Annotated in this window: 14 protein-coding genes and 1 pseudogene; 10 read left to right on the forward strand and 5 right to left on the reverse strand. The window is 71.1% G+C overall.

The annotated features are described in order from the left end of the window. The first annotated feature begins 18 nt into the window (after positions 1–18). Together ABD466_RS25630 and ABD466_RS25635 are read left to right on the forward strand one after the other, a co-directional pair. Positions 19–2070 carry a bifunctional aldolase/short-chain dehydrogenase gene (locus tag ABD466_RS25630; RefSeq protein ID WP_344659720.1) on the forward strand — a complete coding sequence of 684 codons (2052 nt, stop codon included), beginning with the start codon at positions 19–21 and terminating at the stop codon, positions 2068–2070. After that, positions 2067–3545, forward strand: coding sequence for a rhamnulokinase (locus ABD466_RS25635; RefSeq protein ID WP_344659721.1), 1479 nt, complete (start codon positions 2067–2069; stop codon positions 3543–3545). Before ABD466_RS25630 ends, ABD466_RS25635 begins: the two co-directional genes overlap by 4 nt. Before the next feature lie 182 nt (positions 3546–3727). On the opposite strand, the gene ABD466_RS25640 is transcribed toward ABD466_RS25635, so the two are convergent. The 3 genes from ABD466_RS25640 to ABD466_RS25650 all read right to left on the reverse strand — a co-directional run bounded on the left by ABD466_RS25640 (position 3728) and on the right by ABD466_RS25650 (position 10146). Continuing rightward, a complete protein-coding gene (locus ABD466_RS25640) occupies positions 3728–4324 on the reverse strand; it encodes a TetR/AcrR family transcriptional regulator (protein WP_344659722.1) in 597 nt (198 codons plus the stop codon). 116 nt (positions 4325–4440) lie between these two features. Next, a complete protein-coding gene (locus ABD466_RS25645) occupies positions 4441–7728 on the reverse strand; it encodes a penicillin acylase family protein (RefSeq protein WP_344659723.1) in 3288 nt (1095 codons plus the stop codon). A gap of 123 nt (positions 7729–7851) precedes the next feature. Next, positions 7852–10146, reverse strand: coding sequence for an MFS transporter (locus ABD466_RS25650; RefSeq protein WP_344659724.1), 2295 nt, complete (start codon positions 10144–10146; stop codon positions 7852–7854). A gap of 243 nt (positions 10147–10389) precedes the next feature. On the opposite strand from ABD466_RS25650, the gene ABD466_RS25655 reads away from it, so the two are divergent. The 4 genes from ABD466_RS25655 to ABD466_RS25670 all read left to right on the forward strand — a co-directional run bounded on the left by ABD466_RS25655 (position 10390) and on the right by ABD466_RS25670 (position 16537). Further along, positions 10390–10743, forward strand: a complete 354-nt coding sequence (locus tag ABD466_RS25655; RefSeq protein ID WP_344659725.1) for a VOC family protein — start codon at positions 10390–10392, stop codon at positions 10741–10743. A 133-nt stretch (positions 10744–10876) separates the two neighbouring features. Beyond that, positions 10877–14431 (forward strand): phosphodiester glycosidase family protein, encoded by a 3555-nt coding sequence (locus tag ABD466_RS25660; protein WP_344659726.1) that lies wholly within the window; start codon positions 10877–10879, stop codon positions 14429–14431. 3 nt (positions 14432–14434) lie between these two features. After that, positions 14435–16069 (forward strand): glycoside hydrolase family 10-like protein, encoded by a 1635-nt coding sequence (locus ABD466_RS25665; protein ID WP_344659727.1) that lies wholly within the window; start codon positions 14435–14437, stop codon positions 16067–16069. Between the two features lie 126 nt (positions 16070–16195). Further along, positions 16196–16537 carry a metallopeptidase family protein gene (locus ABD466_RS25670; protein WP_344659728.1) on the forward strand — a complete coding sequence of 114 codons (342 nt, stop codon included), beginning with the start codon at positions 16196–16198 and terminating at the stop codon, positions 16535–16537. Positions 16538–16579: 42 nt separating this feature from the next. On the opposite strand, the pseudogene ABD466_RS25675 reads toward ABD466_RS25670, so the two are convergent. Together ABD466_RS25675 and ABD466_RS25680 are read right to left on the reverse strand one after the other, a co-directional pair. Continuing rightward, a pseudogene (locus ABD466_RS25675) lies at positions 16580–17720 on the reverse strand (serine hydrolase domain-containing protein). Positions 17721–17735: 15 nt separating this feature from the next. Continuing rightward, positions 17736–18443, reverse strand: coding sequence for an NUDIX domain-containing protein (locus tag ABD466_RS25680; protein WP_344659729.1), 708 nt, complete (start codon positions 18441–18443; stop codon positions 17736–17738). A 131-nt stretch (positions 18444–18574) separates the two neighbouring features. Between ABD466_RS25680 and ABD466_RS25685 the strand changes: the two genes are divergently transcribed. The 4 genes from ABD466_RS25685 to ABD466_RS25700 are packed head-to-tail and all read left to right on the forward strand — an operon-like array spanning position 18575 to position 23875. Further along, complete coding sequence (locus ABD466_RS25685) at positions 18575–19390, forward strand: TIGR03084 family metal-binding protein (protein WP_344659730.1); 816 nt, start codon at positions 18575–18577, stop codon at positions 19388–19390. After that, the gene (locus ABD466_RS25690) at positions 19387–21120 is read left to right on the forward strand and encodes an acyclic terpene utilization AtuA family protein (RefSeq protein ID WP_344659731.1); all 1734 of its coding nucleotides are present in this window, start codon (positions 19387–19389) and stop codon (positions 21118–21120) included. Before ABD466_RS25685 ends, ABD466_RS25690 begins: the two co-directional genes overlap by 4 nt. Then, entirely contained in the window at positions 21117–22280 is a 1164-nt protein-coding gene (locus tag ABD466_RS25695) for an acyl-CoA dehydrogenase family protein (RefSeq protein WP_344659732.1), read from the forward strand. The genes ABD466_RS25690 and ABD466_RS25695 overlap by 4 nt, the downstream gene beginning before the upstream one ends. Continuing rightward, positions 22277–23875, forward strand: coding sequence for an acyl-CoA carboxylase subunit beta (locus ABD466_RS25700; protein WP_344659733.1), 1599 nt, complete (start codon positions 22277–22279; stop codon positions 23873–23875). Before ABD466_RS25695 ends, ABD466_RS25700 begins: the two co-directional genes overlap by 4 nt. The last annotated feature ends 4 nt before the right edge of the window (positions 23876–23879 follow it).

Below are 23879 nucleotides of genomic sequence, written 5' to 3' on the forward strand. Positions count from 1 at the left end.
AAACACAGGGACGAACACGTGGACGACCACATCGGTGGCCGCACCGAACCCGCCGCTCTCCTGGCACGTTCCCATCGCCTCGGAGCCGACCCGCGCAACACCAACTACGCCGGCGGCAACACCTCCGCCAAGGGAACCGGCCGGGATCCGGTGACCGGCGGCGAGGTGGAGCTGATGTGGGTGAAGGGCTCCGGGGGCGACCTCGGCACGCTGACCGGCCAGGGCCTGGCCGTGTTGCGGCTGGATCGGCTCCGCGCGCTGGCCGGCGTTTATCCGGGAGTCGACCACGAGGACGAGATGGTCGCGGCGTTCGACTTCTGTCTGCACGGCCGGGGCGGCGCGGCTCCGTCGATCGACACCGCGATGCACGGCCTGCTCGACGCGGCGCACGTCGATCATCTGCACCCCGACTCCGGGATCGCGCTCGCCTGCGCGGCCGACGGCGAGAAGCTGACCGGTGAGTGTTTCGGGGACGCCGTGGTGTGGGTGCCGTGGCGGCGTCCCGGGTTCCAGCTCGGTCTGGACATCGCCGCCGTCAGGAAGGCGAATCCGCAGGCGATCGGGTGCATCCTCGGCGGTCACGGCATCACCGCGTGGGGCGCGACCAGTGAGGAGTGCGAGGCGAACTCGCTGCGCATCATCCGCACCGCGCAGAGCTTTCTCGACGAGCACGGTCGCCCGGAGCCCTTCGGACCGGTGCTCGAGGGCCACCGGCCACTGCCCGAACCCGAACGCCGGGCGCGGGCCGCGGCGCTGGCGCCTCACCTGCGGGCGATCGCGTCCGCGGACGCGCCGCAGGTCGGCCACTTCACCGACGACACCGTCATCCTCGACTTCCTGTCGCGCGCCGAGCACCCGCGGCTGGCGGCGCTCGGCACGTCGTGCCCGGACCACTTTCTGCGGACCAAGGTCCGCCCTCTGCTGCTCGACCTTCCTGCCACGGCACCGATCGAGGACGTGGTGGCGCGGCTGGCCGACCTCCACGCCGCCTATCGCGAGGAGTACGAGTCCTACTACGTCCGCCATGCGGGCCCTGATTCCCCGCCGATGCGTGGCGCGGATCCGGCGATCATCCTCATCCCCGGCGTCGGGATGTTCTCCTACGGACGGGACAAGCAGACGGCACGGGTGGCCGGCGAGTTCTACGTCAACGCGGTGAACGTGATGCGTGGCGCCGAGGCCGTGTCCAGCTACGCGCCGATCGAGGAGTCGGAGAAGTTCCGGATCGAGTACTGGGCGCTGGAGGAGGCCAAGCTGGCGCGGATGCCGAAGCCCAAGCCGTTGGCGACGCGCGTGGCGCTGGTGACGGGAGCGGGTTCCGGGATCGGGAAGGCGATCGCCTGTCGGCTGGCTGCTGAGGGCGCGTGCGTGGTGGTGGCCGACCGGGACGCGGCGAGTGCGCAGGCGGTGGCTGAGGATCTCGGGGGAGCGGACAAGGCGATCGCGGTCACCGTCGACGTCACCTCGGAGGATGAGATCGCCGCGGCGTTCGATGCCGCGATGCTCGCCTTCGGGGGAGTGGATCTGGTGGTCAACAACGCGGGCGTCTCCATCTCGAAACCGCTTCTGGAGACCACGGCCGCCGACTGGGACACCCAGCACACCATCATGGCGCGCGGCTCGTTCCTGGTCTCCCGCGAAGCCGCCGGCATCATGGCGACGCAGGGCATGGGCGGTGACATCGTCTACATCGTTTCGAAGAACGCCGTGTTCGCCGGGCCGAACAACATCGCGTACTCCGCGACGAAGGCCGATCAGGCTCACCAGGTGCGTCTGCTCGCCGCTGAGCTGGGGGAGTACGGCATCCGGGTCAACGGTGTGAATCCGGACGGCGTGGTCCGGGGCTCCGGCATCTTCGCCGGCGGCTGGGGCGCGCAGCGGGCGGCGACGTACGGCGTGCCGGAGGAGAAGCTCGGGGAGTTCTACGCGCAGCGCACCATTCTGAAGCGCGAGGTGTTGCCGGAGCATGTCGCCAATGCTGTGTTCGCTCTGGTCGGGGGCGATCTGACGCACACCACCGGCCTGCTGGTGCCGGTGGACGCCGGGGTGGCCGCGGCGTTCCTGCGATGAGTGCGCGTTCGGGCCCCGGCGCGCGGAGGGTGGCCGCGGTCGATCTGGGTGCCACGAGCGGCCGGGTCATGGTCGGCCTGGTCGGCGCGGACACGCTCCAGCTGACTGAGGCCCATCGCTTCGAGAACCGTCCGGTGCAGGTCGGGGAGGCCCTCCACTGGGACGTCCTCGCGCTCTATCAGGGGGTTCTCGACGGGCTGCGCGCCGCGGGGCCGGTCGATTCGGTCGGGGTCGACAGCTGGGCGGTGGACTACGGGCTGGTCGACGCCGACGGCGTGTTGCTCGGCAACCCGCGGCACTATCGCGATCCGCGCACCACGCCCGAGGTCGTCGAGGGGGTGTGGAAGCGGATCGGTGGCGCGGAGGCGCTGTATCAGGCCACCGGTTTGCAGCATCTGCCGTTCAACACGGTCTTCCAGCTGGCGGCCGCCCGTGGCTCGGCGCAGCTGGCCGCCGCGCGCGCCGTGTTGCTGATCCCGGACTTGATCGGGCACTGGCTCAGCGGCACCGTCGGTGCCGAGTCGACCAACGCCTCGACGACGGGGCTGTTCGACGCCACGACGCGTTCCTGGTCGCCGGCGGCGGTGGAGGCGGCCGGGATCGCGTCTTCGCTGCTGCCGCCGCTCCGGGAGCCCGGGACGTTCGCCGGGCCGTTGCTTCCCCGGGTCACGGAGCACACCGGCCTGGCCGCGGACACCCGGCTGGCGATCGTCGCCTCGCACGACACCGCCTCAGCGGTCGCGGCCGTCCCCGCCACCGGACCGGAGTTCGCCTACATCTCCTGCGGCACCTGGTCACTGGCGGGGATCGAACTCACCACGCCGGTCCTCACCGAGGCCTCCCGCCAGGCGGGCTTCACCAACGAACTCGGCGTCGACGGCACGATCCGCTACCTGCGCAACGTGATGGGCCTGTGGCTGCTGAACGAGAGCCGGCGCGTGTGGCAGGACCATGGCATACCCGCCGATCTCGAAACCCTTCTCGCCCAGGCCGCGGCCGCCGAACCCTTCGCCTGCCTGATCGACCCGAACGACCCCCGCTTCCTCCCGCCAGGCGACATCCCCGACCGCATCCGCCGGTTCTGCGCAGACACCGGCCAGCCGCCCCCGCCCACCCCCGGGGCCACAGTCCGCTGCATCCTGGAAAGCCTGGCTCTGGCCCACCGCCACACGCTCCGCCAAGCCGCGACCCTCGCCCACCGGTCCCTCGGCACCGTCCACCTCGTCGGCGGCGGCAGCCACAACGCACTCCTGTGCCAATGGACGGCTGACGCCCTCGGCCTCCCCGTGATCGCCGGCCCCGCGGAAGCCACCGCAGTGGGCAACGTCCTGATGCAGGGCCGCGCCCATGGCCTGCTGGCCGACCTCGCGGCGATGCGCCACCTGGTCGCAGCGTCGCACCGGCTGTGCCGGTATGAGCCGAGCGGTGACGAGGCGGCTTGGGACCACGCGGCGGAGCGGGTGGGGCTGGGCTGAACTCAGGCGACAAACAGCGACTCAAGTCGACTCAAGTCGACTCAAGTCGACTCAAGTCGACTCAAGGCGGCCCAAGTCGACTCAGGCGGCCCGAGGCGAGCCGGGTCAGCGGTCGGCGGCCGACCGTCAGCGGCCAGCGGTCGGCGGCGGACCGCCAGCCGTCAGCCGTCAGCCGTCAGCCGTCAGCGCACCTTGATCAAACTGATGAGATGCTCCCCGGCCAGCTCCAGCGCGGCGCGCGCCGACACGTCGTCGCCCTCGTTGAGCCACAGCAGCGTGAGCCCGTCCATCACCGCGATCAGGTACCGCGCGATGACCGGCACCGGCGCCGTCCAGGTCACGTCCGAGCTCTGTGCCAGGGAGTCGATGAGCCTCGACGCGCCTTCGATGTAGGCCTCGTACTGGCGCTTCGCGACCGTTGCGAGCCCTGGATGCCGGAGTGCGTACTGCGTCAGCTCATACGTGACCCGGTGCTCCCCGGGGTTCGCGACCAGGTGCTGCCAGTACGAGTCCAGCGCTGCCCGCACCTTCGCCTCGACGCCGCCCTCGGCGCCGAGGCGTTCCACCGCCAGGTCCAGGGTGTGGGCGGTGATCGTCTGGATGACGTTCTCCAGCAACTCCTGCTTGGAGCGGAAGCTGTAGTGGAACGCGGCCAGCGCCATCCCGGCCTCGGCGACGATCGAGCGGGTCGTGGCCTTGGCCACCCCGTCGCGCGCCATGACCCGGATCGCCGCCTCGACCAGGAGTTCGCGTCGTTCGTCGACGGCTATGCGCGGCATCGGTTGATCACCCTCCACCTTTCGTCCCGGATCGTCCCGGGAGATGCGTCGCCCGGACCGCCGAGGCGGCCCGGGCGACGGGTCGTGCTGGCTCGTCTACGCCCTCGGATGCTCCGTCACTGCGCGTAGACCTGGAACTCGTACAGAGAGTAGCCCCACTGGGTGCCTCGCTTGACGCCCTGCATCCGCACATAGCGGGCCTGGGCCACCGGGAACCGGTCAACCTCCTTCCCGCCGGTGCCGGCGGTCGTCGAGTACACGGTGCTCCAGTGCGTGCCGTCGGCCGAGACCTGGAGGTCGTACGCCTTGCCGTACGCGGTCTCCCAGTTCAGGATCACGCGGCCGACCGGCTGCACCGCGCCCAGGTCGACCTGCAGCCACTCGGCGTCGCTCCAGCCGCTGCCCCAGCGGCTGGTGATGTCGCCGTCCACGGCCTTGGCCGCGGGCAGCCCGGACTCGGTGCTGGACGCCGTCGCCGTCCGGCCCGCGGCCAGGTTCGCGATGTTCGCGCCGCGGTGCGCCGGGTACTGCACCACCTGCTGGAACGTCGGGCGGTTCTGCCAGTTGCTCTCGGCGTCGGTGATGCCGCCCAGCGGGTGCTGCTGGATGGAGTCGGCGCACCACTGGTCGCCGGCCGAGCAGACCGAGTCCGCCGGGTACACCGAGGAGGCCGGCGTCGCGACGGCCGCCGACAGCGCGGTGAGCAGTGCCTGGCGGCACTGGGTCAGGTCGCCGCCGCCGCAGTATTTCTGCGACAGCCCGCCCTGTACCGGTTGGCCCAGCAGCGTGCGGAGGTCCTTGTCGACGTAGGAGTACCAGCCGGACTGGAAGGACGAGCCCTTGTGGGACACGCCGGCCTCCGAGCCGCCGTACGGGGAGTCGTCGAGGCCGAGCGCGCCGGTCATCGCCCCGTACAGCGGATCGCCCATGCCCGGGTTGAATTCGGCCTTCACCAGCAGCGGCCACCAGGCGTCCATGATCCGGATGGCGTCGGAGTCGGCGTAGGTCTTGGAACCGGCCGAGGTCTCCTTGCGCTTGGTGCCGTGGCTGAGCCAGGTGCGCAGCTCGTTCACGGCCTGCGCCTGCGCCGGATCGGTCGGCGTGCCGATCACCTGCAGCAGCTCCGGCAGCACGGTCTCGCCGCGCAGGTCGGTGACCGCCGCGTCCTCCATCGCCTGGGCCAGGTTGGCCCGGGTGACCTTGGTCCCGCTGGTGATCAGGTTCTTGATGCGGGTGTTCAGCAGGTTGCTGCGGTAGATCGAGCCGTCACCGAACCCGGAGACCGTGTAGTCCTTCGCGATCTTGTTGTTCCAGGACTCGTAGTAGTCCTGGTCGATCGAGTTGGGATGCGCGGCGAACGGCGTGTTGGCGACCGTGTTCGTGCTCGGATCCCAGTTCAGCCACTGGTGCGCGGCGTCGGCGGTGATCGGCAGGTTCGGGTCGTCGGCCGTCGGCCGTGTCGGGTTCAGACCGGAGTTGTAGTAGGCGGTGTGCTGGTTGTCGACGTAGAACCAGTTGAAGGTGTAGGTGATGTTCGACGCCGCCTGCTGGAAGCCGGCCGGACCGGTCACCACACTCGGGTCGTTGAACATCTGGAAGCCGATGATGGTGTCGACCTCGTGCTGGTAGGTCGAGCGCAGCTGGGTGTAGGCGACCGGCACGCCGCCGACCGTGGCCCGCGCCTGCACGATGCCGAAGTTGGTGCGGAACGCGATCAGCTTGTAGGAGCCGGCCGGCGTGCTGTCCGCCACCGTCGGGCTCCAGGAGTCGTCCCGCTCGATCTGCTGCATCGGCGTGCAGACGCCGTTGTAGAGGTAGGCGTTGGAGTCCTTGGTGGCCGGGCTGCCGTCGGTGTTGCACAGCTGCACCGCGAAGGTGTCGATGATGTCCTGGCCCGCCGAGGTGGCGCTCCAGGAGTAGTCGGCGCCGCGACCGAGCTCGACGTAGAAGTTCAGGCCGGCGAACGCCGCACCACGCGCGCTGATGCCGGGGGCCTGGATCTCCTCCAGCATGAGCAGCTGCGGGGCGAAGTAGCCGGTCTGCGGACCGAAGACGGCGACCGGGTTGCCGGTGTCCGTGTACTGGCCCGAGACGACCAGCGCGTTGGACATGCCGCGCTTCTGGCTGAACAGGTTCGCCGGCAGAACGCCGTTGCCCATCGAGCCCACCTGCGACTTCAGCGCGGGGTTCGCCTTGAGGGCAGCGTTCGAGCGGGCCGACTTGGCAGCGGCCTCGGGAGTCGGGGTCGTGGCGGTCGTCGCGGTCGTGGCGTTCTTGGCCGTCGCCGTCGCCGAACTGGTGGCCGACCCGGTCGGGTCGAAGACGATCTGCTGCGGCGTCACCGACCCCGGGTCGGGCATCGCCACACCGGTCGCGTTCGCCGGGCTGCCGTTGAACGGGAAGCTCTGCCCGGAGTGCAGCGTCAGGTCCGCCTCGGGGTCGTTCTCCTCGCGGAACGCCTGCCACATCTGGTCGCCGGCCGTGACGCCGTACTTGGCCTCGGCGGCTTCCTTGACGAGCGCGGAGGCCACCTGGCCGCCCCCGCCCGCGCCGAACAGGGCGCCCACGACCGAGCCGATGGCCACCAGGTCGGTGGGCTGGAACGGCTGGATGCCGTCGCCGGTGAGGATGTTGGCGTTGCCGGTGAGGTCGTACTCGCCGGGGAAGTCGTCGCCGGCCTTCACGTCCGCGATGTACTTGTTCAGGCCCGCCAGGTAGTCGGTCATGTCCTGGTAGGCCTGCGCGCCGCGCGCGCCGCTGGCCTTCACCCGGTCGATCTGCGCCTGCAGGTCGCCTTCGGTGTAGGCGCCGTTGAGGTAGAACTGCTGTTCCAGCTGGCGGTTGCCGGCGGCGCCGCCGGCGAAGCCGCTGAGCTGCCCGCGCCCGACATGCCGGAACACGTCCATCATCCACAGCCGGTCCTGCCCCGCGGCGTATCCGGCCCCGTATTCGGCGCCGGAGCGGGTGGTGCCGTAGATGTGCGGGATCCCCTGCTTGTCACGGGTGATCGTGACATCGGACCGGCCACCGGGGTTCAGGGTGCTGCTGACCTGATCGGCGGGCACCCCGAACGACGAGTCGTTGAAGAAGCTGCCGAGCGTGCCGTTGGTCAGCCCGGTGTAGCCGTCCACCAGACTCGCGTACTTGCCCAGCTGGTCGTCGGTGTTGGCCGGCCGGCTGCCGCTGGTCTTGAACCACAGGATCTGCGCCAGCGTGGCCGCGCCGTTCTCCCCGGGCGGCAGGATGTCATTGCACTGCCCCAGGCAGTAGTCCGGCGCACCGGAAGCGGGCACGCTCGCCGCCCGGACCGAACGTGCGGAAGCCGTTACGGCGGAGATGCTCAGCGCGGCGCCCACCGCCAGCGCGGTCAGGGCCGCGGCCATCGTACGGGCACGAATGTGCATGCTCGGTCTCCTCTCGGGAACTGTGGCGCGGCGCACGCTACTACCGAGTAACGAGAGAGGAAAGAGTTTTGGGGCGATCGACTGGGACTGTTGACCCAGTCGATCTAGGCTGGTCGGTCCCGGTCACCGATCGGGATGGCCGAGCAGCACGTCATGTCGGCTGTCCGCCCGTCCATCGATCCGTACCGCGCTCGCCACCGGCGGATATCCGCTCGCGATCAGCGTGTAATCCCCGGCCGCCAGATCAGCGAACGCATATGTGCCCTCGGGATCGCTGTCCGCGGTGGCGACGACGTTCCCGGCGCCGTCCATCAGTATCACCCGGGCATCGGCCAGCGGCGAGTCCGTGGACCAGGCGCGGACGGTCCCCACCAGCCGGGCGGCGGGCGTCAGCTCGACGCTGGCGCGGGCGGTGCCGTGCCCGTCGACGCCGACCGTGAGCGCCACCGGACGGTGGCCGGAGGCCGCCACGGCCAGGGCGAGACGGCCCAGCGGCAGGTCGCGGAAGGTGTGCGTACCGTCCTCGGCGGTACGGCGGGTGGTGATCAGCTCGCCCTCGGCGTCGGTCAGCATCAAAGTAGCGCCGGGGAGCGGCGCGCCGTCGGCGGACCGGACGCTGACCGCCAGGCGGCCGCGCTCGGCCAGCACGATGTCGTGGCCGAGGCTGCGCTCCCGCGCGGTGACGGTCGAGGCCTCCGGCTCGCGGCCTTCGGCGGCGACGATGAGCACGTAGGTGCCCTGATGGGGGAGGAAGAGCTGGTAGGCGCCGTCGTCGGCGCTGTGGGAGCGGCCGACCTGGCGGCCCTGCGGGGAGACGGCGGTGATGACGGACCGGGGCATCGGCGCGCCGTCGCGGTCGCGGACCCGTCCCTGCACCAGGATCTCGAACCCGTCCCCGTACCAGGGGTTCACCGAGGTCACGGGGACCTCGTCGGGCAGCGGCGGCGGCACTTCTTCCGCCCTCGCCCCGGCGTCCGCCTCGGGTACCGTCACCATCGGCTTGACCCGGAAGCTGATCAACACGAACGCGACCACCGCCGCCGCGGCCAGCAACCCGGCCGCCCACCAGAACGCTGTGATGAAGCCGTGCACCATGGCCTGCGTGTGCGGCGCCGCATCGGGGTGCGCTTGCGCGTACCGCCGCGTGGAACTCAACGCCAACGTGCTGAGAAGCGCCGTCCCGATCGCCCCACCCACCTGCTGGGAGGTGTTCACCATAGCGGAGGCGACACCGGCGTCCCGGGCATCGACCCCGCCGGTCGCGACGTTCATCGCCGGCATGAACGCGCAGCCCATCCCCAGGCCGAGCGCGATCGTCCCCGGCAGCACCCAGGTGTGGTACGGACTGTCAGGGGTGATGCGCGTCAACGCCACCATCCCACCGGCGCCGACCAGAAAACCCGGCGGCATCAGGAACCGCGGCCGCACCCGTGTCATCAGCCGCGCACTGATCTGCGTCGCACCCACCAGCATCCCGCCGACCATCGGCAGGAACGCCGCCCCGCTCCGGATCGGCGACATCCCCGACACCGACTGCAAGTAGTACGTGAGGAACAGGAACGCGCCGAACATCCCCACGATGGCCAGCCCCAGCGCCAGATACGCACCGCCCCGGTCCCGGTTCCACACCACACGCAGCGGCAGCAGCGGCGCCTTCGACACCGCCTCCACGATGACGAACAGCACCAGCGCCACACCGGCACCGGCCAGCAGGCCCACGGTGACGTGCGCGCTCCAACCGTCGGACTCGGCGCGCGAAAGACCGTAGACCAAGCTGCCCAGCCCGCCGGTGACGAGCCCGATGCCCAGGAAGTCCAGACGCTCGTCGTTCGCATGCCGGACCGGCTCGCGGACCGTCACCGCCGCCCCGCCCGCCGCGACGACGGCGAAGAACACGTTGACCAGGAGCGTCCACCGCCAGCTGAGGTACTGGGTGAGCAACCCGCCGAGCATCAGCCCCACCGCGGCCCCGCCTCCGGCGATCGACCCCCAGATGCCGAAGGCCTTGGCCCGCTCCTTCGGCTCGGTGAACGTCACCGTCACGAGCGACAACGCGGACGGCGCGAGGAGAGCGCCGAAGCAGCCCTGCAACGCCCGCGCGCCCAGCAGCATCCCGGTGTCGGCCGACGCCGCGCCGAGCGCCGAGGCCAGCGCGAAGCCGATCACCCCGACCTGGAACGCGCGCTTGCGGCCCAGCCGGTCGGCCAGGCGCCCGCCGAACAACAGCAGCGCGCCGAACGGCAGCGCGTAGGCGGTGACCACCCATTGCCGGTCGGCGTCGGAGAACCCGAGTTCGTGCTGCGCGGAGGGCAGCGCGATGTTCACCACGGTGCCGTCCAGGACCACCATCAACTGGGCGAGGCCGACGAAGGCCAGGGCTTTCCAACGGCGGGGATCGGGAGGGGAGACCAAGGACATGGGGAAGCACACCTTTTTGGGAATCGCCGAGCTTGCGAAGAGCCGTACCGGAAGAGAGCACTGATTCCTACCGCGAAGAACATTCCGCATCAGGCTCGACTATTCGCGCGACATCTCGCCGATGGTGCCGTGACCTGGGACAACCCGAGAACATCGACACCACCTTCCCCAATACGAGACGACCGCGTGCCATAATACCGACCGAGTCTCTTATTGACGAACTCTGCGATAGTGGGTGACCGCATGGAACGTGTTCTCGGAATCGGCGGGTACTTCTTGCGGGCGGCCGATCCGGCCGCCCTGAGTGCGTGGTATCGCGATTTCCTCGGCCTGGACATGGACCGGTTCGGCCGGTGGCAGCAGCAGGCCGGGCCGACGGTCTTCGCCGGGTTCGAGGCCGACACCGACTATTTCGGGTCCCGGACCCAGCAGACGATGCTCAACTTCCGGGTCCGGGACCTCGACGCCATGCTGGCGCAGTTGCGGGCCAAGGGGGCTGACGTCGCCGAGGAGTCGCAGGACATGGAGGGCGTGGGGCGGTTCGGGTGGGTCACCGATCCCGAGGGGAACCGGATCGAGCTGTGGCAGCCCGCCTGAGCGGCGACCGGTGAGCGCGCCGGCCGCCCAGCCGTCGGCTCCCCGTCACTCCCGTGTTGGATTCTCGTGGATTCATTGTCTTGATTCCTGACTAGGGTTGCGTAGAATCCACGCAATACCAAGGGAGGGCATGGTGTCGACCCCAATACGTTCCCCGCGGCCCAGGCGGGGGAGAGCGGCTGCCGCCGCCCTGGCGGCGGCAGCGGTCTGCCTGGCGACGGCCGGGCCCGCAGGCTCGGCGGCCCTGGCCTCCGCGACAGCAGCCGCACCCGCGTCCACCTCCGCATCCGGTGCCTCCGGCTGGCTCCCCCCGACTCCGGACCAGTGGCCCCTCGTCGTCGACGAGACCGTCACGCCGAGCCGGACGCTGACCCACGGTGTGCGGCAGCACGCCGATCTGCTCCAAACCGTCGGCGGCGCCCAGCGCGCCCAAGTCCTCGACGTCGACCTCGCCGACCCCAACGTCCGGTTGGGTGTTGTGGAGTCCCACGACCACCTGACCGATCCGGTGGACGAGGTCCCCTCGTCCATGGCGCACCGCACCGGCGCGGTGGCCGGCATCAACGGCGACTTCTTCCAGATCTACGCCAGCGGACGCCCGCTGGGCATGGTCGTCATCGACGGCCGCCTGGTGAAGAGTCCCGACCCGACCTGGAACGCCGATCTGTGGGTCCGCCACGACGGCACCATCGGCATCGGCACCGAGACCTACACCGGCACCGTCACCGACGGCGCCGCCAGCACCGCGATCACCACGGTCAACGCCGTCGACGCGCTGTCCGGCAGCGGCGGCACCGGCGGCGACGCCCTCGTCCGGGTCACCACCGACCTGGGCACACCCTCTCCGATCCCGGCCTCCACGGTCGCCGCCGGCCGCCTGGACAAGGACGGCACCACCCTGATCGTGGACTCCGTCACCGCGGGCGTGACCGGCCTCCAGCAGCTCGCCTCCGGCACCGAGGAACTCGTCGGCTCGGGCTCCCAGGCCCAGTGGCTCGCCCAGAACGTCCACGTCGGCGACCACGTCGCCGTCGCCGAGAAGCTGGGCCCGGACACCGACGTCGTCCAGGGGCTGTCCGGCGGCGCGGTCCTGGTCCGGGACGGTCAGCGCGCCGTCCCGCTCACCGGCCCCGGCGAGAACAACGTCGACAACCCCGTCACCGCGGTCGGCGTCACGCAGGACGGCAAGCACGCCGTGTTCGCGGCCTTCGACGGCCACCAGCCCGAGGACACCGCGCAAGGCCTGACCCGCCCGCAGATCGCCGGCTGGATGATGCAGCACGGCGCCTATGACGCCATCCTCTTCGACAGCGGCGGCTCCACCCAGATGGTCGGCCGCCTGCCCGGGCAGACCCAGGCCTCGGTGCTGAACGTCCCGTCCGACGGCCACGAGCGCCCGGTCGCCAACGGCCTGTTCGTCTACAGCACCGAGAAGAACCCCGGCCCCGCGGTCAAGGCCGTCGTCAACGACGACAAGCCCCTGACCGCCCTGGCCGGCACCACGGTCCCGGTCTCCGCCTACGGTCTCGACACCCATGACAACCCCTCCCGCGATACGGCGACCCTCCAGGTCTCGCCGCCATGGCTGGCCTCAGTCGACGGCAGCACCCTGACCTTCGGCGCCCGCCCGGGCATCGGCGTCCTGCACATCACCGCCGGCCACGCGCACTCGGTCGTCCCGCTCACCGTCGTCCCCGCCCTCGGCGGCCTCACGGTCACACCGGACCAGGCCGACGTCGACAATGGCGGAACCCAGCTCATCACCGCCGCGGGCACGACGCAGTCCGGCACGGCCGTCACGCTGCCCGCCTCCGCCGTGAAGTGGACCGTCGACCCGCCGTCCCTCGGTACCGTGGCTCCGGACGGCACCTTCACCGCCGCGGCCTCCGGCTCGGGCATGGCCACGGTGACCGCGAGCGCCGGCGGCAGGTCCGCCGCCGTCAGCATCGCCGTCGGCCGCTCCACCGTCGGCGTCGACACGCTCGCCGACATCTCCAAGTGGTCCGTCACCGACGCCTACATGAACGTCTACCCGCGCAAGGTCCCCAGCCCGGGGCCGCACAGCTCGAACAACGGCTCGCTGACCTTCGACCCGGACACCAAGGCCTTCCCCGGCGACGCGGGGTCCTTCGACGTCCACTACAACTACCCCTACGTCAGCAAGACCCTGGACCTGAGCATCTACCTCAACGACCCCGAGAGCGAGCGGATCCCGCTGCTCAACGGCACCCAGGCGCCGATCGGCATCGGCGTGTGGGTCAAGGGCAACGCGGACCTGGCCTCCCGCCCCGGCGCCGGCCTCGCCCCCGGCATCGTCACCCTCAACGTCGGGATCTGGCAGTCCACGAACCAGCCGACCAGCTTCTATCCGACCGGCGTCACGTTCGACGGCTGGCAGTACGTGGTCGCCAAGCTGCCCCCGGGCCTGCAGTACCCGCTGCGCGTCAACTACCTCGGCCTGGTCGTCATCAAGCCCGGCCCGAACCTCACCGGCGACATCCACCTGGCCGACCTGCAAGCCGTCTACTCGCCGCGCCCGCCGGTGCCGCCGACCTACACGCCGATCCCGAAGAACCCCTCCTGGCTCCAGTTCAGCGACGTGAGCTCCTTCAAGGCCGGCGGCACGACCATCGCCGCGTTCGACGACGCGCACGTCACCGCGGCCGACCCGACCGGCACCGGCAGCGTCGCCCTCAAGGCGATGCCGGACCTGCTGGCGAACCTGCCGGCGCAGGCCGAGCCGTCGATGGTGCAGGCCCTCGGCGACATGGCCGACGACGGCCAGACCACGGACCTCACCTATCTCAAGGGCCTTCTCGACGGACTCGGGGTGCCGTATCACGACGCCGTGGGCAACCACGAGATCACCCAGGGCGCGACCCCGGAGAACGGCGACTTCGCCGGCGTCTTCGGCGCCACGCACTACGCCTACGACCAGGGTGCGGCGCGCGTCATCGTCACCGACAGCGGCCACATCGGGATCACGGCCTCGGATCCGTACCAGAACGTCGACACCGACCAGTCGCAGTACCTGTGGCTGGCGCAGCAGCTGACGCAGAACACGCAGAAGGTCGCGATCGTCACCACACACGTCCCGGCCTACGATCCGCACCCGCGCGCCGACAGCCAGTTCTCGGACCGCTTCGAGGCGCGGATGTACGAGCGGCTGGTGCAGCGCTATCAGAAGACCCACCCCGGCGTGCACGTGCTGATGCTGTTCGGCCACGCCCGCGGCTGGGCCGAGGACGTCCGGCTGCCGGACGGCACCGAGTCCCCGGACGGCGTCCCGAACTTCGTCGTCGCCGACCTCGGCGCCACTCCCTACGCGCCGGTCGACCAGGGCGGCTTCTACAACTACGGGCTCTTCGACGTCCAGCCGGACGGCACGGTGCAGTTCGCCGTGCAGCCGCTGCTGGCCTCCGTCGCGGTGACCGCTCCGGCGCCGGAACTGGCGGTCGGGGGCACCGAGCGGCTGACCGCCACCGGCACCTCGCTGACCGGCTCCGACGCCACGGCGTTGCCGGTGCCCGTCGCCGATCCCGTTTCGCGGCACTGGGAGTCCTCGGACCCGTCGCTCGCGTCGGTGGACCCGGTCAGCGGCGTGGTGACGGCTCATTCTCCCGGCAGCGTGACGGTCACCGTGACGACTGGCGGGGTGTCCGGCTCGGCTTCCATCACAGTGAGGTAGACGATGACGATCGTTCCCAGCCGTAGAGGGTTCCTCGGGGTGTCCGCGGGGTTGTCCGCCGCGCTGGCCGGAAGCGGGCTGCTGACCGGCGGCCTGCCGGTGGCCGCCGCCGATACCGCCGATACCGCTGATACCGCCGATTCCGGCAGCGGGGCCTGCGCCGGCGACCCCGCGCACCCCAAGCGGCAGCTGCGGGGCGTGTGGATCGCCAGCGTCTCCAACATCAACTGGCCCTCCGCGCCCGGCCTCACGGCCGAGCAGCAGCAGGCCGAGCTCACCGGTCTGCTGGACAACGCGGTCAAGATGCGGATGAACGCGGTCTACCTGCAGATCCGGCCGGCCGCCGACGCGCTGTACGCGTCGCCGTACGAGCCCTGGTCGCAGTATCTGACCGGGACGCAGGGGCAGGACCCCGGCTACGACCCGCTGGCGTTCGCCGTGGCCGAGGCGCACAAGCGCAACCTGGAGCTGCACGCGTGGCTGAACCCGTACCGGGTCTCCACCCAGCCCGACCCGGCCAAGTTGGTGCCGACACACCCGGCTCGTGTGCACCCGGACTGGTGTGTCCAGTACGGCGGACAGCTGTACTACAACCCGGGCATCCCGGAGGTGCTGGAGTTCGACGTCAAGGTGATCACCGACGTCGCGACCCGCTATGACATCGACGGGATCCACTTCGACGACTACTTCTACCCGTACCCGGTCGGCACGACCGACTTCCCGGACGACGCCGCGTACGCCGCCTACGGCGGCGGCTTCGCCACCAAGGCGGACTGGCGCCGGGCCAACATCGACCGGCTGGTCAGCACCCTGCAGACCGAGCTGCGGGCGGTGAAACCGTGGATGAAGTGGGGGATCAGCCCCTTCGGCATCTGGCGCAACGCCGCGACCGACCCGCTGGGCTCGGCGACCAACGGCCTGCAGTCCTTCGACGCCCTGTACGCGGACACCCGCGGCTGGGTGCGGAAGGGCTGGGTGGACTACATCGCGCCGCAGCTGTACTGGAACATCGGCTTCCCGGTGGCCGCGTACGACGTGCTGCTGGACTGGTGGTCGAAGGTCGTCGACGGCACCGGGACGCAGCTGCTGATCGGGCAGACCGTCTCCAAGATCGGCATCTCGAACCCGCCGGCCTGGCTGGACCCCGACGAGATGCCGAACCACCTCATCCTCAACCGCGGATACCCCGAGGCCGCCGGCGACATCTTCTTCAACGTGACGAAGCTGCTCACCGACCCTCTCGGGTTCGAGACCCGCCTGATCACGGACCTGTACGCCGCCCCGGCGCTGGTCCCCGAGATGGCGCGGCACGCCGGTCCGGCCCCGGACCGGACCGCGCTGACGGCCGCCCGGCGCACGTCCTCCGGCGTCGAGCTGGAGTGGCTGCACCGGCGTCCGCACGGCCCTGAGGCCGCGTACTACGCGGTGTACCGCTTCGCGGGCCTGCCGCCGCACCGGGAGTGTGACTTCGCGGACGCGAAGAACATGCTCGGGACGGTGCGGGCGGTGCCGGGGCTGTTCAACGCCTGGACGGACACGAGCGCGGTGGCCGGGCAGGGATACACGTACTACGTGAGCGCGGTCGACCGGCTGCACCACGAGAGCGTGCCGAGCAACCCGCAGCTGGTGGTCGGGTAGTGCGCACGGCGCCGGCGACGTGGCCGGCGCCGGCTCGGAGAGGCGCACTTGATCGCAGAGTACTGATCCTCTGGGCGACTGGTACGGTCGCGTCCCTCAATGCCTTCCCGCGATTACTATGAGAACGTGATCACGATTCCGCCCGAACAGTTCGAACAGCTGGTCGGGGAGGCGCTGGACTCCATTCCGGAGGCCTTGGCGAAGCAGATGCGCAACGTCGCCGTGGTCGTCGAAGAGAAGGCGCCGTATCCCGGACTGTTGGGCCTGTACCAGGGCGTGCCGCTGACCGGGCGGGGCGAGTGGTACAGCGGTGTGCTCCCGGACCGGATCTCCATCTACCGCGACCAGATCCTCCGGATCTGCGACAGCTACGAGGACGTGGTCCGCGAGGTGCGGACCACGGTGATCCACGAGGTCGGACACCACTTCGGCATCGACGACGACCGGCTGCACGAGCTGGGCTGGTAGGCGCCGTAGCCCGGGCCTGGGCCCCAGGCCCCGGGCCCGGCTTCAGCGTGGGTCGGCGGCGTAGGTCCAGAACGCCTTCTGCAAAGGAGTCGGGGTCGGCGACGTCATGCCGGTCTGCGTCAGCAGGACCGCGACGGTCCCGGTCGCCGGGACGATGTGCGCGGTCGTGCCGGTGCCGCCGGCCCAGCCGTAGCGGCCGGGGACGTTCCAGGGGTTGAGCTCCGCGATGTCCACCGACCCGCCGAATCCCCAGCCCTGCCCCTCCAGGAAGAGCGTGCCGGCTTCCCGCTGGGCCGCGGTGAGGTGGTCGGTGGTCATCACCCGCACCGACTCCGGCGACAGCAGCCCGGTCGCGCCGGGCAGCAGCGTGCGGGCGAAGGCGAGGTAGTCGTCGACGGTGGAGACCAGCCCGCCGGAAGCCGACGGGAAGGCAGGCAGCGTGCTCCACTGCCCGTCCGGCGGATCGACCGGCTCCAGACCGGACTCGCCCGGGGGAGTAGAACGCGGTGAAGCGGTCGTGGTCGGCGGCGGGCACCGCGAAGCCGGTGTCGGTCAGCCCCAGCGGGTCGAAGATCCGCTCGGCGCACAGCTCCGGCAGCGGTGTGCCGGTGGCGCGCGCCATCAGCACCCCGAGGATGTCGCCGCAGGTGTTGTAGAGCCAGCGCTCGCCGGGCTGGAAGAGCAGCGGCACTCCGGCGAGGTCCTTCACCCACTGGTCCGGCGCCGGCATCTTCTGCGGGTCCCGGGCGTACTTCTGCGCCCCCAGCTCGAACAGCGCACCGACCGCCGGCCACGTGAAGTCGTCGGGGAAGCCCCAGCCGGCACGGAACGTGAGCAGGTCCTCCACGGTGATCGGGCGGCTCGCCGGCACCACGTCGCCCAGCGGCCCGTCGGGCGTCCGCATGACACTCGGGTCCGCCAGCTCCGGCAGCCACTGCGAGATCGGGTCCTGAAACCCGAGGCGACCCTCCTCGACCAGCAGCATCGCCAGCGCCGCGGTGACCGGCTTGGTGAGGGAGGCGATGCGGAAGATCGTGTTTCGCGCCATCGGTACCGAACCGCCGAGCTCGGCGGTCCCCGCGACGGCCACCTCCTCCTCGGCGCCGCGCGCCACGAGCGCCACGCCGCCGCAGATCGTGCCGTCGTCGACGAAAGCCTGGAGGAGTGCTTGCAGACCGCTCACCGGTTCCCACCTTCGCTACAGGATCCTGAGATCCGCCACGTTACCCGAGGCCCGCGCCTCGAAGGCGGCCGTGAGGAACACGTGGCCGCGGGGCGGGATCAGTGTCGCGGCCTCTTCGAGGGTGAAGAACCCGTACTGCGACAGCTCGCCGTCGAGCAGCCGGATGCCCTCGATCCGCTCCGGCGTGAGGCGGCCGCCGTCGTAGGCGAAGATCAGCAGGGGCGGACGGTCGGTGGCCGGACGCCAGTCGATCGCGAGCAGACGGCCGATCGGCACGGCGATGCTCAGCTCCTCCAGGCATTCGCGCTGTGCGGTGATGTGCGGTGGTTCGTCGTCGTCCGCGCCGCCGCCGGGCAGGCCCCAGTTGCGCGCGATCGTGAGGTAGGGCTGCTGGACCAGCAGGACCCGGTCCCGTTCATCGGTGATCACCACCACGGTGGCCGCGAGACAGCGGGGGAGCGAGGCGATCCAGGCGGCGCGGTCGGGGTTGAACGTGGAGCCGGGCAGTGGCGGCGCGCCGGCGTCGAGTGATCGCTCGTAGCGCGCAGCGAGGTGGGCGGTCAGCGCGGCGCGGGGATCGTCGGTCGCGTCGGCTAGAGCGAGCAGGGCGTCGGCGGCCGCCGCGGCAAGGGCGGCCGGGTCGCGGGACTGGCCGGAAGCCGGCTGCCGCCGGCCGAGCCACTTCTTCTGCTGGGCGATCAAGGTCCAGGTGAATGGGTCCACGATCCATTCCACCGCACCGGCGGCCCTCGGCGGGGCCGACCGCGCCGCAAGAATCAAGCATGCATGATTGATTTTTTCTTTCCGGCCTGCCAGGCTCGCAAGCGCACGGCAACCGGCACCCGGGAGGCGCGATGGCAGTGATCGACGATCTGCTCCAGGACCTGGCCGCGGAAAGCGGCGCCCTGGACGCATTGGTGGCGCCGCTCGACACGGCCCGGTGGCGCACGCCGACCCCCGCGCCCGGGTGGACGATCGCGCACCAGGTCGCCCACCTGGCGTGGACTGACGAGGTGGCGGCGCTCGCGGCGCGGGACCCGGAGGAGTTCACCGCCCTCGTGGCCCGCGCGCTGCGGGAGGCCGGCGGCGCGGGGTTCGTCGACGCCGTCGCCGAGGAGGGCGCGCGGCTCGAACCGGCGGCGCTGCTCGCGAAGTGGCGCGCCGACCGCCAGGCGCTGGCCGAGGCGCTCGCCGCCGTGCCGAGCGGTCAGAAGCTGCCCTGGTTCGGCCCGCCGATGGGCGCCGCGACCATGGCCACCGCGCGGCTCATGGAGACCTGGGCCCACGGTCAGGACGTCTTCGACGCCCTCGGGGTCCGCCGCGAGCCGACCGCGCGCCTGCGCCACGTCGCGCATCTCGGCGTCCGCACCCGCGACTTCGCCTTCCTCCAGCGCGGCATGCAGGCGCCGGCCGAGGAGTTCCGCGTCGAGCTCAGCGCCCCGGACGGCGAGGACGGCGCGAGCGGCGGGCTGTGGACCTGGGGCCCGCAGGACGCCGCCGAGCGGGTCACGGGACCCGCGCTCGACTTCTGCCTGCTGGTCGCCCAGCGCCGGCACCGCGACGACCTCGCGGTGCAGGCCGTCGGCCCGGCGGCGAACGCCTGGCTCGACATCGCGCAGGTGTTCGCCGGGCCCAGCGGGTCCGGCCGGGTGAAGGGCCGGTTCGCGTGATCGGCGTCCTGCGGATCGGCAACGCCTCCGGCTTCTACGGCGACCGGTTCGGCGCGGTCCGCGAGATGCTCGAAGGCGGCGAGCTCGACGTCCTCACCGGCGACTACCTCGCCGAGCTCACCATGCTCATCCTCGGCCGCGACCGGATGAAGAACCCCGGCCTCGGCTACGCCAAGACCTTCGTGCGGCAGATGGAGGACTCGCTCGGCCTCGCCCTGGAACGCGGTGTGAAGATCGTGGCGAACGCCGGCGGGCTGAACCCGGCGGGGCTGGCCGCCAGGCTCCGCGAGGTCGCCGGGGCCCTCGGGCTGGACGCCGCGATCGCCCACGTCGAAGGCGACGACCTGCTGCCGCGCGCCGCGGAGCTCGGATTCGCCGGCGCGCTCACCGCGAACGCCTACCTCGGCGGCTTCGGGATCGCCGCCTGCCTGCGGGCCGGGGCCGATGTCGTGGTCACCGGCCGCGTCACCGACGCCTCGCTGGTCGTCGGCCCCGCGGTCGCCCGGTTCGGCTGGGGACCGGCCGACCACGACCGGCTGGCCGCGGCGGTCGTCGCCGGGCACGTCATCGAGTGCGGCGCCCAGGCCACCGGCGGCAACTACGCCTTCTTCACCGAGATCGCCGACCTGCGCCGGCCCGGGTTCCCGATCGCGGAGCTGCACGCCGACGGCTCCAGCGTCATCACCAAGCACCCCGGCACCGGCGGCGCGGTGAGCGTCGGCACCGTCACCGCGCAGCTGCTGTACGAGATCGGCGGCCACCGGTATGCGAACCCTGACGTGACCGCGCGGCTGGATTCGGTGACCCTGGCCCAGGAGGGTCCGGACCGGGTCCGGATCAGCGGCGTCCGCGGTGAGGCGCCGCCGCCGACGCTGAAGGTGTGCCTGAACAAGCTCGGCGGCTTCCGCAACGAGGTCGAGTTCGTCCTCACCGGCCTGTCCATCGAGGCCAAGGCCGACCTGGCCGAGGCGCAGCTGGTCGACGGGCTGGCGACGGCCCCCGCATCGATGGAGTGGACCCTGGTCCGCACCGACCGCCCCGACGCCGACACCGAGGAGACCGCCAGCGCGCTGCTGCGCTGCGTCGTGCGGGACCAGAACCCGGACATCATCGGGCGGGCGTTCAGCGGAGCGGCGGTCGAGCTCGCCCTGTCCGGCTACCCCGGATTCACCATGACGGCGCCGCCCGGCGCCGCCTCGCCCTACGGGGTCTACACAGCGGCGTACGTGGCCGCCGCGGAGGTCACCCACACCGCGGTCCTGGCCGACGGCGAGCGGGTGGTCGTCCCGCACCCGGAGCAGACCCGTGTCCTCGAACCCGCGGCCGATCCCGAACTCCCGCAGCGGCTTCCGGCCGGCGAACCGACCCGCGTGGCGCCGCTCGGCCTCGTCTTCGGCGCTCGCAGCGGGGACAAGGGCGGCGACGCCAACCTCGGCGTGTGGGCTCGTGACAGCTTCGAGGGCACCGCCGACGACACGGCGTGGCGCTGGCTCGTCCACGAGCTGACCGTCGAGCGTCTCAAGACCCTGCTTCCCGAGACCGCCGGCCTCACCGTCACCCGGCACGTCTTCCCCAACCTGCGCGCCGTCAACTTCGTGATCGAGGGCATCCTCGGCGCCGGCGTGTCGTCCCAGGCCCGCTTCGACCCGCAGGCCAAGGGCCTGGGCGAATGGCTCAGGGCCCGGAACGCCGACCTCCCCGCCTCCCTGTTGAAAGGAAGCGAGCAGTGAACCGCCTGTCCAGTCCCGCCTGGTCGACCGAGGAACGCCGAGCCCTGCGCGCGACGGTCCGCAGATTCACCGAACAGGAGGTCCTGCCGAACCTCGACGCCTGGGAGCGGGCCGGCGAGCTGCCGCGCGAACTGTCGAAGAAGGCGGGGGCGCTCGGGCTGCTCGGCGTCGCTCATCCGCTCGCGGCCGGCGGCGGAGGCGGCGACCTGATCGACGCGATCACCGTCAACGAGGAGATGCACTACGCCGGCGGCTCCGGCGGCTTGTTCGCATCCTTGTTCACCTGCGGGATATCCACACCGCACCTGGTGGCCGCGAACGACCCCGCGCAGATCGAGCGCTGGGTCCAGCCGACGCTGGCCGGGGAGCTGATCGGGGCGCTGGCCGTCACCGAACCCGGCGGCGGCAGCGATGTCGCGAGGATCCAGACCACGGCGCGTCGCGACGGCGACCACTACGTCGTGAACGGTGCCAAGACCTTCATCACCTCCGGCGTGCGCGCCGACTACGTGGTCGCCGCGGTCCGCACCGGCGGACCGGGCGCGGCGGGGATCTCGCTGCTGGTCGTCGAGAAGGGAACGCCGGGCTTCACGGTCAGCCGTCGTCTGGAGAAGCTGGGCTGGCTGTGCTCCGACACGGCCGAACTGGCGTTCCAGGACGCGCGCCTGCCCGTGGCGAACCTGGTCGGCGCCGAGAACTCAGGGTTCTTCCAGCTCGCCGAACACTTCCTGTCCGAGCGCGTCGCCCTGGCCGCACAGGCCTACTCGCACGCGCAGCGCTGCCTGGACCTGGCCGTGGAGTGGACACGCCACCGCGAGACCTTCGGCAAACCCCTGATCGACCGGCAGCTGGTGCAGAACACGCTCACCGAGATGGCGCGGAAGATCGACGTGGCCCGCACCTACACCCACGCCCTGATCGACCGCTCCGTCGCCGGCGAGAGCGACCTCATCGCCGAGGTCTGCTTCGCCAAGAACACCGCGGTCGAGACCGCCGAATGGGTGGCCACCCAGGCGTTGCAGCTGTTCGGAGGGATGGGCTACATGCGCGAATCAGAGGTCGAACGCCACTACCGCGACGTCCGGATCCTGGGCATCGGCGGCGGCGCCACCGAGGTCATGACCGGCCTCGCCGCCCGCGTGCTGGGCTTCCGCCCGTGACCGCGCTGCGCACCGCGCTGGACGCTGCCTCGCCCGAGCACGCCGCCAACACCGAGGCGATGCGCGCCAAACTGGCCCAGATCCACGACGAGCACGCCAAGGCGCTGGCCGGCGGCGGTGCGAAATACACCGCCCGCCACCACGACCGCGGCAAGCTGCTGGCCCGCGAACGCGTCGAACTGCTCCTCGACCCGGACTCGCCGTTCCTGGAACTGTCGCCGCTGGCCGGCTGGGGCAGCGAGTTCACCGTGGGCGCGGCCCTGGTCACCGGCATCGGGGTGGTCTCCGGCGTCGAGTGCCTGATCGTCGCCAACGACCCCACGGTGCGCGGCGGCGCGACGAACCCGTGGACCCTGCGCAAATCTTTCCGCGCTTACGAGATCGCCGAGCAGAACCGGCTCCCGGTGATCGCGCTGGTCGAGTCCGGCGGCGCCGACCTGCCGACCCAGAAGGAGGTCTTCATCCCCGGCGGCCGGACCTTCCGCGACATCACCCGCGCCTCCGCGGCCGGGATCCCCACCATCGCCATCGTGTTCGGCAACTCCACCGCCGGCGGCGCCTACATCCCCGGCATGTCCGACCACGTGGTCATGATCAAGGAGCAGTCGAAGGTCTTCCTCGGCGGCCCTCCGCTGGTGAAGATGGCCACCGGCGAGGAGAGCGACGACGAGTCGCTCGGCGGCGCCGAAATGCACGCCCGAACCTCCGGACTGGCCGACTACCTGGCCGCCGACGAGCGCGACGCGATCCGGATCGGGCGGCGCATCGTCAGCAGGCTGAACTGGCACAAGCAGGGCCCCCAGCCGCGCGCCACGGTGATCCCGCCGCTGTATCCGGAGGAGGACCTGCTCGGGATCGTGCCGCCGGACCTGAAGACGCCGTTCGACCCGCGCGAGGTGATCGCCCGGGTGGCCGACGGCTCCGACTTCGACGAGTTCAAGCCGCTCTACGGCTCCTCGCTGGCCACCGGCTGGGCCGAGATCCACGGCTACCCGGTCGGGATCCTGGCCAACACCCGCGGCGTGCTGTTCAGCGAGGAGGCGCAGAAGGCGACGCAGTTCATCCAGCTGGCCAACCGCTACGACACCCCGCTGCTGTTCCTGCACAACACCACCGGCTACATGGTCGGCAAGGAGTACGAACAGAAGGGCATCATCAAACACGGCGCCCAGATGATCAACGCCGTGTCGAACTCCACGGTGCCGCACATCTCCATCCTGATGGGCGCCTCCTACGGCGCCGGGCACTACGGCATGTGCGGCCGCGCCTACGACCCGCGCTTCCTGTTCGCCTGGCCGAGCGCCAAGTCCGCGGTCATGGGCCCGGCACAGCTCGCGGGCGTGATCTCACTGGTGATGCGCGGCTCGGCGGCGGCCAAGGGCCAGCCCTTCGACGAGACCGCCGACGCCCAGATGCGGGAACTGGTCGAGGCCCAGATCGAAGCCGAGTCGCTGCCCCTGTTCCTGTCGGGGCGGGTCTACGACGACGGGGTCATCGACCCCCGCGACACCCGGACCGTCGTCGGCTTCTGCTTGTCCGTCATCGCCACCGCGCCGGTGCAGGGCGCGGAGCGGTTCGGCGTGTTCCGTCTTTAGGAGG

Origin of the sequence: Catenulispora subtropica (genome assembly GCF_039531675.1) — a bacterium.
GTDB lineage: Bacteria > Actinomycetota > Actinomycetes > Streptomycetales > Catenulisporaceae > Catenulispora > Catenulispora subtropica.

Bases quoted from the DNA above. Each gene is read 5' to 3' on its own strand.
- ABD466_RS25635 (WP_344659721.1), top strand. From the start codon at position 2,067: ATGAGTGCGCGTTCGGGCCCCGGCGCGCGGAGGGTGGCCGCGGTCGAT.
- ABD466_RS25640 (WP_344659722.1), bottom strand. From the start codon at position 4,324: ATGCCGCGCATAGCCGTCGACGAACGACGCGAACTCCTGGTCGAGGCG.
- ABD466_RS25645 (WP_344659723.1), bottom strand. From the start codon at position 7,728: ATGCACATTCGTGCCCGTACGATGGCCGCGGCCCTGACCGCGCTGGCG.
- ABD466_RS25650 (WP_344659724.1), bottom strand. From the start codon at position 10,146: ATGTCCTTGGTCTCCCCTCCCGATCCCCGCCGTTGGAAAGCCCTGGCC.
- ABD466_RS25655 (WP_344659725.1), top strand. From the start codon at position 10,390: ATGGAACGTGTTCTCGGAATCGGCGGGTACTTCTTGCGGGCGGCCGAT.
- ABD466_RS25665 (WP_344659727.1), top strand. From the start codon at position 14,435: ATGACGATCGTTCCCAGCCGTAGAGGGTTCCTCGGGGTGTCCGCGGGG.
- ABD466_RS25685 (WP_344659730.1), top strand. From the start codon at position 18,575: ATGGCAGTGATCGACGATCTGCTCCAGGACCTGGCCGCGGAAAGCGGC.